Below are 12,121 nucleotides of genomic sequence, written 5' to 3'. Positions count from 1 at the left end.
AATCATCACAGCGGGGCTTTTTTGTTGGGGTGCGGGCGGTACGGGCTGCGTGCGGTCATGAAGACCGCACCGTTCAACCTAGGAGGCCCCATCAGCACTGAGACCCGCATCAACGATCGTATCCGCGTTCCCGAGGTTCGTTTGGTCGGACCTGGCGGCGAACAGGTAGGCATCGTGCGTGTTGAAGATGCACTCCGCTTGGCCCTTGAGGCCGACCTCGACCTGGTCGAGGTAGCTCCTGACGCCCGTCCACCGGTCTGCAAGATCATGGACTACGGCAAGTTCAAGTACGAGGCTGCACAGAAGGCACGTGAGTCACGTAAGAACCAGCAGCTGACGGTCATCAAGGAGCAGAAGCTCCGACCCAAGATCGACGACCACGACTACGAGACCAAGAAGCGCAACGTCGTTCGCTTCCTCGAAGCCGGTTCCAAGGTCAAGGTCACGATCATGTTCCGCGGACGTGAGCAGTCACGCCCCGAACTCGGCTACCGCCTTCTGCAGCGTCTGGGAGCAGACGTCGCAGATCTCGGATTCGTCGAAACCTCGGCAAAGCAGGACGGCCGAAACATGACGATGGTCCTGGCACCGCACAAGGGCGCCAAGACTCGTGTCAAGGCGCAGGAGAGCGCTCAGGCGCCAGTGGCTCAGGCTGCTCCGCGTCCGGCTCCGGCCGCACCGGCTTCCAGTGAAGCAGCTCCGGAAGCACCGGCGACCGGCGATGCCGCTCCCGAGGCTCCGGCCAGCTAGTCGATTTCCCAAGATCCACCACGTAACAAGAACTGAGGACTCCATGCCCAAGATGAAGAGCCACAGCGGCGCCTCGAAGCGATTCAAGGTGTCCGGCAGCGGAAAGCTCATGCGCCAGAAGGCCGGCCGTCGCCACCTTCTCGAGCACAAGTCCAGCAGGGTTACCCGTCGTCTCGACGGTGTCGCTGTTGTCAGCCCTGACGACGCTCCGCGCATCAAGCGCATGCTCGGCATCTGAGTCGCCCCCTTACTGACCACCCGGGGCCGTACTTTCAGCCCCTAGATTGACAGGATTTTTCAAGTGGCACGCGTAAAGAGGGCGGTCAACGCCCAGAAGAAGCGTCGTTCAATTCTTGCTGCATCCAGCGGCTACCGTGGACAGCGTTCGCGTCTGTACACCAAGGCCAAGGAGCAGCAGCTCCACTCGCTCACCTACGCGTACCGCGACCGTCGTGCGCGCAAGGGCGAGTTCCGCAAGCTGTGGATCACGCGTATCAACGCTGCAGCTCGTGCAAACGACATCACGTACAACCGCCTCATCCAGGGCCTGCGTCTGGCAGAGGTCGACGTCGACCGCAAGATCCTGGCCGAGCTCGCTGTCTCCGATGCCGAGGCCTTTGCCGGCCTGGTCGCACTCGCGAAGGCCGCTCTGCCGGCTGACGTGAACGCTCCTGCCGGAGAAGCAGCCTGATTCACGCATCACAGCAACGGCCCGTGGACCCGCTCACCGAGCGGACTCCGCGGGTCGTTTCTGCTGTCAAGCTCCTGCGCACAGCAGAACGACGCAAAGCAGGACGTTTCCTCGTCGAGGGCGAGAACTCGGTCACCGAACTGTTGAACGGTGCACTCTCGAATGGCGAGGCCCGCCCGGTACACGACCTCTTCTACACCGAGGACGCAGCCGAGCGCTATCAGCACGTCATCGATCGGGCGCTGACCGCTGGAGTTCGTGTTGCTCTTGTGACCGATCGAGCAATCAAAGCTCTCAGCGATACCGTCACGCCGCCCGGTCTCGTTGCCGTCAGCGATCTACTGGATGTACCGCTGAGCGCAGCCGTCCATCAGGAGACCCGCCTGCTCGCAGTGCCGGTCGAGGTCAACGAACCAGGTAACGCGGGCACCGTCATTCGCATCGCCGACGCAGTGGGTGCCGATGCGGCAATCCTCGCCGGCGACAGCGTCGATCCGCACAACGGCAAGGTCGTTCGTTCGTCGGCGGGCAGCCTGTTTCACCTGCCAGTCGTCCGCGATCGAGACACGGTGTCGGTGATCGAGCAGATTCGCGCAGCCGGCATTCAGATTCTCGCGACTGCAGCTGACGGCGAGGTCGATCTCGACGAGGCCGACGAGTTGCTGAGCAAGCCGACGGCCTGGCTGTTCGGTAACGAAGCTCACGGTCTCGATCCGGCGATCGCCGCGCAGGCTGATCATCGGGTCAGGATTCCGATCCATGGCCGCGCCGAAAGCTTGAACCTCGCGACAGCGGCGGCAATTTGCCTGTACGCAAGCGCGCGGGTGCAAAACCGCGCCACCGATCACGGCTGAAAACGCACGCGAAGACCTCACGGAATCCCATTTGCGGAAGCCTGAGACAATACAAGAGCAGAGACAATGCTCGAGCGAGTTCGAATGCTCGCTCGCAGTACAAGAAGTAAGCAGTACAAGAAGCACGCAGTACGAGAAGTAAACCGAGAAGCGACAGGAGCGTCACAGCCGTGGCCAAAAAAGAGGGCGCGACACCGCCGGAGGTCGACGCGAGTGTACTCACCGAAGAGGCGTTGACCGCTGCGGCTGAGAACGCCGAGAAGGCGCTGGCGGACGCCGCCGACCTGGATGCGCTGGCGCACGTCAAGGTGGAGCACCTGGGGGACAAGTCCCCGATCGCCCTCGCGCGCCGGGGTCTCGGCAGCCTTCCGGGCAAGGAAAAGGCGGACGCCGGTAAGCGCGTCAACATCTTCCGCACTCGGATCAACAACGCGTACGACGCTCGTCGTGAGGTCCTCCTCGCCGAGCGTGACGCCGCGGTGTTGGTTGCCGAGGCAATCGACGTCACTCTGCCCTCCGATCGCCACCCCGTCGGGGCGCGTCACCCGATCAGCCTGATTTCCGAGCAGGTCGCCGACGTATTCGTCGCGATGGGTTGGGAAGTTGCCGAGGGTCCGGAGGTGGAGACCGAGCACTTCAACTTCGACGCGCTCAACTTCTTGCCGGATCACCCTGCCCGCACGATGCAGGACACCTTCCACCTGGCACCCGAGAACTCTCGCCAGGTGCTGCGTACCCACACCTCGCCGGTGCAGGTCCGCACGATGCTCTCGCGTGAGGTACCGATCTACGTGGTGTGCCCGGGCCGCACGTTCCGCACCGACGAACTCGATGCGACGCACACGCCTGTCTTCTCGCAGGTCGAGGGCCTGGCCGTCGACAAGGGCCTGACCATGGCCAACCTGCGCGGGACTCTCGACGCGTTCGCTCGTGCCCTTTTCGGCCCCGAGACGCGTACCCGTATGCGCCCCAATTACTTCCCGTTCACGGAACCGTCGGCAGAGGTCGACGTCTGGTTCGCGAACAAGAAGGGCGGCGCAGGCTGGGTCGAGTGGGGCGGCTGCGGCATGGTCAACCCGAACGTTCTGCGCGCCAGCGGTATCGATCCCGACGAGTACTCGGGTTTCGCATTCGGCATGGGTCTCGAGCGGACCCTGCAGTTCCGCAACGGTATCCCGGACATGCGCGACATCGTCGAAGGAGACGTGCGTTTCACGCTGCCCTTCGGTGTCGCAGGCTGACCGATCCGGTCCGCGGAACCTTCACAAAGACTTATCGACAAACGAGAGAGCTGAGCAGACGTGCGAGTAGCGCAATCCTGGCTGACCGAGATCCTGCAGCGGGCAACTCCGGACTGGGAGGTGACCCCGGAAGAGCTGGACGCCGGGTTCGTCCGGGTGGGACTCGAAGTCGAGGAACTCGACACACTCGAGGCGATCGATGGCCCGTTGGTCGTCGGCAAGGTCGTCTCCATCACCGAACTGACCGAGTTCAAGAAGCCGATCCGCTTCTGCCAGGTCGAGGTCGGCGAACCCGAGCCCCGTGGCATCGTCTGTGGCGCGCGCAATTTCAACGAGGGTGACCTCGTCGTCGTTGCGTTGCCCGGCGCGGTGCTGCCCGGCGGATTCGAAATCGCCACTCGCAAGACGTACGGCCAGGTGTCCGACGGCATGATCTGCTCCGTCTCGGAACTCGGTATCGGCAAAGACCATTCGGGCATCTTGGTGCTCGAGCCTGGTACCGCCGAACCCGGCGCAGATGGCAACGAGTTGCTCGGTCTCGGTGACACGATCATCGAACTGAACATCACCCCGGACCGTGGCTACTGCTTCTCGGTCCGCGGTCTCACGCGAGAGCTCGCGTGCGGCTTCGATCTCGAATACGCCGATCCTGCTTCGGTTCCCGCGCACCCGGCTGAGGGTGAAGCCTGGCCGGTGCGCCTCGAACCGGAGTCCAAGGCTTCGCGTTTCGTGATGCGGAAGATCACGGGTATCGATCCGCAGGCAGTGAGCCCGTGGTGGCTGCAGCGTCGACTTCTGCTCTCGGGTGTTCGCCCGATCTCGCCGGCCGTCGACGTCACCAACTACGTGATGCTCGAACTCGGTCAGCCTCTGCACGCGTTCGATGCGACCTCGGTGCAGGGCGACCTGGTGGTCCGTCGCGCCAAGGCGGGGGAGAAGCTGACGACGCTCGACGACGTCGAACGCACGCTCGATCCCGAAGACGTTGTCATCGCCGACGATTCCGGAGTCATCTCGCTGGCTGCCGTCATGGGCGGCGCAACCACCGAGGTGGGAACGGCAACGACGGACATCCTCCTCGAAGGAGCTACTTGGGATCCGCTCGCAGTCTTCAAGACGGCGCGCCGGCACAAGCTGCCGAGTGAGGCGAGCAAGCGTTTCGAGCGCGTCGTCGATCCGGCGATTCCGCTCGCGGCCGTCGACCGCGCAGCCGCTCTGCTGGTCGAGATTGCCGGCGGACGGATCGAACCGGTCCTGACCGACGTGGGCGATGTTGCCCCTCGCGCTGCCATTCGCATGGATATCGACCTGCCCGACCGTGTCGCCGGAGTCACGTACCCCAACGGCACCGCAGCTCGCCGCCTCACCCAGGTTGGCTGCAACGTCGAGGTCGGCGTCAGCGAAGAAGGACACGGCCAGTTGGTCGCGACGCCGCCGTCGTGGCGTCCGGACCTGGTGCAGCCTGCGGACCTCGTCGAGGAAGTTCTTCGCCTCGAAGGTCTCGAGCAGATCCCGTCTGTGCTTCCCGCCGCTCCGGCCGGACGTGGGTTGACTCCGTCGCAGCGGCGAAAGCGCACGGTCTCGAAGGCCGTGGCTCACGCCGGTTACGTCGAGGTCCTTCCTCCGGTCTTCCTGCCGACGAACGTCTTCGACGTCTGGGGCCTCGACGCGGATGATCCGCGCCGCAACACCAGCAAGGTCCTCAACCCGCTCGAAGCCGATCGTCCGGAGTTGGCGACCACGCTGCTCCCGGGTCTGCTGGAGATCCTGGCTCGCAACGCTTCTCGCGGTCAGCGTGATCTGTCGCTGTACGGCATCGCGCAGGTCGTCCTGCCGGGCCCCGACACCAAGCCGGTGGATGCATTGCCGGTGGATCGTCGTCCGACGGACGAGCAGATCGCGAACCTGATCGCGTCGTTGCCGGCTCAGCCCGTGCACATCGCTGCAGTGTTGAGTGGTTTGCGTGAGCCGAGCGGCCCCTGGGGCCCTGGCCGTCAGGCCGAGGCTTCGGACACTTTTGCAGCAGTGCGGGTCATTGCAGCTGCAGCAGGCGTCGAGGTGGAACTACGTGCGGCGCAGTACCTGCCGTGGCATCCCGGCCGTTGCGCCGAGGTTGTCGTTGACGGCAACGTAGTCGGTCATGCGGGCGAACTGCATCCGGCTGTTCTCGAGCGTGCGGGATTGCCTGCGCGCACTTGTGCACTGGAGATCGACCTCGACGCTTTGCCGTTGGTCGAGAACCTGCCGGCGCCGCGCATTTCGCCCTTCCCCGCAGTGCTCCAGGACGTGGCGGTTGTTGTCGATCGCGATATTCCTGCGGCGAAGGTCCAGGAAGCTCTGCGTTCCGGCGGCGGCGAGCTTCTCGAAGACATTCGCCTCTTCGACGTCTTCGAGGGCGAGCAGGTCGGTGAAGGCCGCAAGTCGCTCGCGTTCGCATTGCGATTCCGTGGTGTCGACCGGACGCTGACCGAGGACGAGGCCAGTGCCGCGCGTGATGCGGCAGTGGAGGCGGCGTCCAAGGCCGTCGGTGCGCAGATGCGCGGCTGATTTCCTCAACTGATCACAGAGCCCACGACCGTTGCCGGTGGTCGTGGGCTCTGTCGTGTTATCGGCTTTTCGACTGAGGTGAATCGGAAAGCCACACATCTGGCACAACGGTGTCCGTCCGTCGCCCTTGCTGGTCGAGCACGTGGCCGAGCAGTTTGCGCAAATACAGCACGATGGATCGTTCCGTGACGCAAAGACCCGGAATCTCCTTGCGCAGACGAGTTTCGAATGCATCGAGTTCTGCAGGAGAATGTAGCCACAACTGAACCACCAGGTTGTCGGCGCCGACTACAGCGAAGCAGTTTCGAACTTCCGACGCCCGACTCAGCACTCGTCCCGCCGTATCGAGAAGCTCGGGTTCGACGCGGCACCACAAAGTGGCGAGCACGGGAAGGCCGGCCAGCGGCCGCGCGAATTCACACCGCAGCGCCACCAACCCCGAAGACGTGAGCCGGTCGATCTGGCGTTTGCACGCAGCGGGACTGACACCGATCGCGTCGGCCAGTTCCTTCATGGGAGTGCGCCCGTCGTAAGCGAGCTTCGTCAGAACCTTGCGATCCTGTTCGGATATCCCGGTCGGCCGAGCGCGCACGGCAGTACGGTTTTCGCTGGTGGTCAGCACACCCTTCTCGGACGGTGCCAGCGCATTGAGTCTCCATCGCCCACCTTCGGTGAACCAGCGTGTGATGATCGAGGTTCGTGTCGCCAGTACACCGTCGATCGTTGCGACGTCTTCCGATATGAAGCGCGACATCGACGCCAGGTCCGCGGTACCGGCTGTGACGAGCAGATCTGCTCTGCCCGTTGATGCTTCGATGGTCACGGCGTGGGCCGAGCGAGTCAGCCGTGCCGCGACGGTGTCGAGAAGAGCAGGTGAGCAATCGATTTCGATGATCGCTGTGACGATGCTGCCCAGGACCTGTGGCCCTGGAGTGACCGTGACCCAGGCCAACGACGATTCGGAGAGTCGATTCCAACGACGGGCGAGAGTCGCGGCGTCGAGTTCGAGTGGTTCGGCCAACGAAAGCCACTTCGATCGCGGTGCGAGCTGGAGCGCATTGATTATCCTCAGATCGATTTCATCTATCCCGCGACCGTTGCCGGTATCTGGTGCGCTCATAACGTCATTATCCGGCATATTTCTGCAAGATTCGGACTATCTGCGACGCTCGACGGATGATCACAGAGGAGAAGTACGCGCTGATCGGAGCGGGCCCGTCTGGATTGGCCGGCGCGCGAAACCTCGATCGGGCCGGGATAGCGTTCGACGGCTTCGAGAGCCACGACGACGTCGGTGGGCTCTGGGACATCGACAACCCGCACAGCACCGTCTACGAGTCGGCGCACCTCATCTCTTCGAAGGGCACCACCGCATTCGCGGAGTTCCCGATGGCTGATTCGGTGGCCGACTACCCGAGCCACGTCGAACTTGCCGATTATTTCCGCGACTACGCCGATACTCACGATCTTCGCAGGCACTTTGCCTTCGGCATTACCGTCGTCGACGTTTCGCCGGTCGATTCGCTATGGCAGGTCACCACGCGCAGTCGCAGCGGTGAGACAACAGTCGCGCGGTATCGAGGCGTGATCATCGCGAACGGAACGCTGTCGAAGCCGAACATGCCGACTTTCCGGGGCGACTTCACCGGCACGTTGATGCACACGAGCCAGTACCGCAGCGCCGAGATCTTCCGCGGGAAGAAGGTACTGGTCATCGGAGCGGGCAACAGTGGATGCGACATCGCCGTCGATGCCGTCCACCAGGCCGAGTGCGTCGACCTGAGCGTTCGGCGAGGCTACTACTTCGTCCCCAAGTATCTGTTCGGCCGACCCTCGGACACCTTGAATCAGGGAAAGCCGTTGCCGCCGTGGATCAAACAACGCGTCGACACCTTGGTACTCAAGCAGTTCACGGGTGATCCGGTGCGGTTCGGATTTCCGGCACCGGACTACAAGATCTACGAATCGCATCCGGTCGTGAACTCGTTGATCCTGCACCACATCGGGCACGGTGATGTGCACGTGCGCGCCGACGTCGACCGGTTCGAGGGGAAGACGGTGCGGTTTGTCGACGGATCGTCTGCCGACTACGACCTCGTTCTCTGCGCCACGGGGTATCACCTCGACTATCCCTTCATCGCGCGCGAGGACTTGGACTGGTCGGGCGCTGCCCCGGACCTGTTCATCAACGTCGCGAGTCGCCGCCACGACAATCTCTTTGTTCTCGGCATGGTCGAAGCATCCGGTCTTGGGTGGCAGGGCCGTTTCGAGCAGGCCGAGTTGGTGGCCAAATTGATCACCGCACGTACCGAAGCCCCCGCCGCGGCGCGGGAATTCTCGGCGGCGGCGGCCGGTCCTCCTCCCGATCTGTCCGGGGGATACAAGTACCTGAAGTTGGGACGAATGGCCTACTACGTGAACAAGGACGCCTACCGCTCGGCGATCAAGCGGCACATCGGACTGCTTGATGCCGCTCTGACGAAGGGAGGACAGTGATGCCGATCGACGACGTGGTGCTCAACTTCAACCCGGGATCGTTGATGATCCTCAACGCGGTGCTGGCCGCGATCATGCTGGGGATCGCCCTCGACACCTCGGTCGACGACTTTCGTCGTGCGCTCACCAAACCCAAGGCGATGGCGGTGGGTATTGCTGCGCAGTTCCTGCTGTTGCCGGCAGTGACTTTTCTCCTGACGCTGATTCTCTCGCCGGCTCCGTCGGTAGCACTCGGCATGATCCTGGTGGCGTGCTGCCCGCCAGGGAACATCTCGAACGTCCTGACTCACCGGGCGGGCGGCGACGTCGCACTCTCGGTGTCCATGACGGCGGTGTCGAACGTCCTCGCGATCTTCCTTATGCCGCTCAATCTTGCGTTCTGGGGGAGCCGACGCCCGGAGACCGACGCTCTGTTGCAGTCCGTGAACCTGAATGCGCTCGAGATGGTCGCGCAAATCGCCCTGATCATCGGTGTGCCGTTCGTTCTCGGCATCTGGGCGGCACGAAGGTTTCCGGAGATCGCCGCGAAAGCGCAGCCTTGGGTGAAAAACGGTTCGTTGGTGGCGTTGTTGATCTTCATCGTCGCGGGGGTGTCGGGGAACGCGTCGTACTTCGTCGACTACATCGGGGTGGTACTGCTCGCGGTCTTCCTGCACGACACGGTTGCCCTCGCACTGGGATACTTCTGCGGCGCCGTCACCGGGTTGAACGAATACAGCCGTCGCGCAGTTTCTTTCGAGGTCGGCATCCGCAATGCGGGGCTGGGGCTTGGCCTGGTGTTCACGTTCTTCGACGGTCTCGGTGGCATGGCCGTCGTGGCCGGCTGGTGGGGGATCTGGGACATCATCGCCGGGTTGGCTCTGGCGACGATCTGGTCCAAGCGACGCGCCCGAAAGGCGGTACCGGCATGACCGTCGCACTCGTCACGGGCGGAAACGGGTTCCTGGGTACCGCTGTCATCGACGCACTGATCGCGCAGGGCATCACCGTCGTCTGTGTCGACCTCACGGTCAAGGACACGCCGGACGATCGCATCCGCCGCGTCAGGGCGGACGTCTGCGACCCCACAGAATTGGGGCGGGTGTTCGGTCAGTACCGACCGAACGTCGTGATCCACCTTGCGTCCATCGTGAATCCCGGCAAGAACACGACAGCAGAGCAGGAGTACCGCGTCGACGTCGACGGGACACGAAACGTGCTCGCGGCCTGCGTCGAACACGGGGTTGGACGGATCGTCGTGTCTTCGTCCGGAGCGGCGTACGGCTACCACTCCGACAACCCACCGTGGATCACCGAGGACGTACCTGTCCGAGGCAACGACGAATTCACATACAGTCGCCACAAACGCTTGGTCGAAGAGATGCTCGCCGAATATCGCGTCGAACACCCGGAGTTGGAACAAGTTGTCTTCCGGATCGGCACGATCTTGGGTGAGAGCGTCGACAATCAGATCACCGCGTTGTTCGATCGCCGCAAGCTGCTCAAGGTTGCCGGGAGCGACAGCCCCTTCGTCTTCGTCTGGCACACCGATGTCGCGGGCGCTTTTGCGGAGGCCGTGACCGGAAACCAAGTGGGCATCTTCAATGTCGCGGGCGACGGCTCGTTGACCGTCGACGAGTTGGCTTCCCGGATGGGCAAGAGCACGGTGACGCTTCCTGCATGGTTGTTGCGAGGCGTTCTACGCGTCGGGCGGCGATTGGGCGTAACGGAACACGGTCCGGAGCGCGTCGGATTTCTCCAGTACCGACCGGTTCTCGACAATCGGCGGCTCAAGGAACAGTTCGGATACGTCCCCGAATATTCGAGCGAGGAAGCGTTTGCCGCGTATCTCGCGTCACGCTGACCCCTTCGACGGACGGTCGTGGAAGGATCGGAATTGTCCGTCGGCATTTTCGAGAAGGGACTGACAGTGTCACGAAATGATGGGCCCGAACATGATGGGTCCGAGCACGATGGTTCCGTGCACCAGGTAGTCGAGGCCGCCAGTGCACTCGACGACAAGGACTTCCTCGCGGTCGTCCGCGCAGTGGTCGAGCGTCGTCCGAGTTTGTCGGTCCTTCTTTCCGTGGTGGACACCGCTGCCGCGAGCCTCGAGCCGAACCGCGTCGAGGACGAGAACGAGATCACCGACGCCGAAGAAGTCGAACTGCCCGACACCGTTGTGGAGGTCGACGAGATCATCGACGTCCCGGTGGTACTTGCGACCGATCCGAGAATTCCCGAACCCGACTACACCGAAGGCGGAGTGCCCACTTTCGACCGCGTTCGGGAGAAGATAGAGGGGCGCTTCGGTACTTCAATAGGTTCGTCCGAACTGGCGCACGAGAGTCCTGCCGGAAAGTCCGTGGACGAGCGGTGGGACGAGCGCCAGAAGGCCGCAAAGGCCAAGCTCGAGGAGATCCGGCGATCCATGGGTAAGTAATTATGCATTCCGATGCACAATGATGCATACTGTGTGACATGACTGAAGGTGGTACGACCGAGAACGCACGCAAGCCGATCAGAGTCGCCGTTGCCGGCGCCAGTGGGTACGCCGGTGGTGAGGTTCTGCGTCTGCTTCTCGGGCACCCCTCCTATGCCGACGGCAGTCTGGTGATCGGTTCGCTGACCGCCGGTGGCAACGCCGGTTCGAAGCTCGGTGAGCATCATCCGCACTTGCTTCCACTCTCTTCGCGGGTACTCGAAGAGACCACTGTCGAGATCCTCTCGGGTCACGACGTCGTCTTCCTCGGTCTCCCACACGGAAATTCGGCTCAGTACGCCAAGTTGCTGCCCGAGTCGACGGTCATCATCGACTGCGGCGCGGACTTCCGGCTGCAGGATTCCGCAGCCTGGGAGAAGTACTACAAGAGCGCTCATGCCGGCACCTGGCCCTACGGTCTTCCTGAATTGCCCGGTGCCCGTGAGAAATTGGTAGGCGCAACCCGCATCGCCGTTCCGGGCTGCTACCCGACGGCAGCGAGCCTCGCACTGGCCCCCGCCGTTGCCGCGGGGATCGTGGACTCACACGTGAACGTGGTTGCGGTCAGTGGCACTTCGGGCGCCGGCCGGGCACCGAAGGCTGATCTGCTGGGTTCCGAGGTCATGGGCTCCGTCCGTGCGTACGGCGTCGGCGGCGTCCATCGCCACACCCCTGAGATCATTCAGAATCTCTCGGCCGCAGGCGGCAAGGACATCAGTGTCTCCTTCACTCCGGTGCTCGCGCCCATGCCGCGCGGCATCCTCGCGACCTGCACGGCAGCCACCACGGCCACCGAAGAGCAGGCACGCGAAATCTACGAAAAGGCATACAACGACGAGCCGTTCATTCATGTGCTGCCTGCCGGCATCTTCCCGCAGACCGGCGCTGTGATCGGATCCAACGCCGTGCAGATCGGGGTCACCGTCGACGCCGACGCCGGTCAGCTCGTTGTCATCTCGGCAATCGACAATCTCACCAAGGGCACCGCCGGTGGCGCGGTGCAATCGATGAATCTCGCCCTTGGCCTACCCGAGACCGCAGGTCTCTCTACCGTGGGAGTAGCTCCGTGAGCACCGACAAT

General features: G+C 63.2%; 12 protein-coding genes. 11 read left to right on the top strand and 1 reads right to left on the bottom strand.

Annotated features, from left to right (window positions below; genetic code table 11):
- Positions 1 to 57: 57 nt before the first annotated feature.
- From infC to pheT, 6 genes are all read left to right on the top strand, one after another.
- Positions 58 to 750 (top strand): translation initiation factor IF-3, encoded by a 693-nt coding sequence (gene infC, locus QRN54_RS24110; RefSeq protein WP_003944008.1) that lies wholly within the window; start codon positions 58 to 60, stop codon positions 748 to 750.
- Positions 751 to 793: 43 nt separating this feature from the next.
- Positions 794 to 988 (top strand): 50S ribosomal protein L35, encoded by a 195-nt coding sequence (rpmI, locus tag QRN54_RS24105; RefSeq protein ID WP_003944043.1) that lies wholly within the window; start codon positions 794 to 796, stop codon positions 986 to 988.
- 63 nt (positions 989 to 1,051) lie between these two features.
- Positions 1,052 to 1,441 (top strand): 50S ribosomal protein L20, encoded by a 390-nt coding sequence (rplT, locus tag QRN54_RS24100; protein WP_003944011.1) that lies wholly within the window; start codon positions 1,052 to 1,054, stop codon positions 1,439 to 1,441.
- Positions 1,442 to 1,464: 23 nt separating this feature from the next.
- Entirely contained in the window at positions 1,465 to 2,295 is an 831-nt protein-coding gene (locus QRN54_RS24095; RefSeq protein ID WP_007736261.1) for a TrmH family RNA methyltransferase, read from the top strand.
- Positions 2,296 to 2,465: 170 nt separating this feature from the next.
- Complete coding sequence (gene pheS, locus QRN54_RS24090) at positions 2,466 to 3,536, top strand: phenylalanine--tRNA ligase subunit alpha (protein WP_283551952.1); 1,071 nt, start codon at positions 2,466 to 2,468, stop codon at positions 3,534 to 3,536.
- Positions 3,537 to 3,596: 60 nt separating this feature from the next.
- On the top strand, positions 3,597 to 6,083 hold the full coding sequence (pheT, locus tag QRN54_RS24085) for a phenylalanine--tRNA ligase subunit beta (protein ID WP_019748615.1): 2,487 nt from the start codon (positions 3,597 to 3,599) through the stop codon (positions 6,081 to 6,083).
- Between the two features lie 58 nt (positions 6,084 to 6,141).
- On the opposite strand, the gene QRN54_RS24080 is transcribed toward pheT, so the two are convergent.
- Positions 6,142 to 7,203: an Lrp/AsnC family transcriptional regulator gene (locus QRN54_RS24080; RefSeq protein ID WP_285183209.1), complete on the bottom strand. Its 1,062-nt coding sequence runs from the start codon at positions 7,201 to 7,203 to the stop codon at positions 6,142 to 6,144.
- 56 nt (positions 7,204 to 7,259) lie between these two features.
- Here QRN54_RS24080 and QRN54_RS24075 point away from each other — a divergent pair, with 56 nt between their 5' ends.
- The 5 genes from QRN54_RS24075 to argC all read left to right on the top strand — a co-directional run bounded on the left by QRN54_RS24075 (position 7,260) and on the right by argC (position 12,110).
- Positions 7,260 to 8,579 carry a flavin-containing monooxygenase gene (locus QRN54_RS24075; RefSeq protein ID WP_285183208.1) on the top strand — a complete coding sequence of 440 codons (1,320 nt, stop codon included), beginning with the start codon at positions 7,260 to 7,262 and terminating at the stop codon, positions 8,577 to 8,579.
- Positions 8,579 to 9,490, top strand: a complete 912-nt coding sequence (locus QRN54_RS24070) for a bile acid:sodium symporter family protein (protein ID WP_007736251.1) — start codon at positions 8,579 to 8,581, stop codon at positions 9,488 to 9,490. The genes QRN54_RS24075 and QRN54_RS24070 overlap by 1 nt, the downstream gene beginning before the upstream one ends.
- Positions 9,487 to 10,422, top strand: coding sequence for an SDR family oxidoreductase (locus QRN54_RS24065; protein ID WP_285183207.1), 936 nt, complete (start codon positions 9,487 to 9,489; stop codon positions 10,420 to 10,422). The genes QRN54_RS24070 and QRN54_RS24065 overlap by 4 nt, the downstream gene beginning before the upstream one ends.
- A gap of 117 nt (positions 10,423 to 10,539) precedes the next feature.
- Positions 10,540 to 11,001, top strand: coding sequence for a hypothetical protein (locus QRN54_RS24060; protein ID WP_058227037.1), 462 nt, complete (start codon positions 10,540 to 10,542; stop codon positions 10,999 to 11,001).
- Positions 11,002 to 11,039: 38 nt separating this feature from the next.
- Positions 11,040 to 12,110 carry an N-acetyl-gamma-glutamyl-phosphate reductase gene (argC, locus tag QRN54_RS24055; RefSeq protein ID WP_285183206.1) on the top strand — a complete coding sequence of 357 codons (1,071 nt, stop codon included), beginning with the start codon at positions 11,040 to 11,042 and terminating at the stop codon, positions 12,108 to 12,110.
- Positions 12,111 to 12,121: the final 11 nt, after the last annotated feature.

It is taken from the genome of Rhodococcus sp. MEB032 (genome assembly GCF_030208925.1).
Classification (GTDB): Bacteria; Actinomycetota; Actinomycetes; order Mycobacteriales; family Mycobacteriaceae; genus Rhodococcus_F; species Rhodococcus_F qingshengii.
This window is presented reverse-complemented; position numbering and strand designations above follow the sequence as displayed.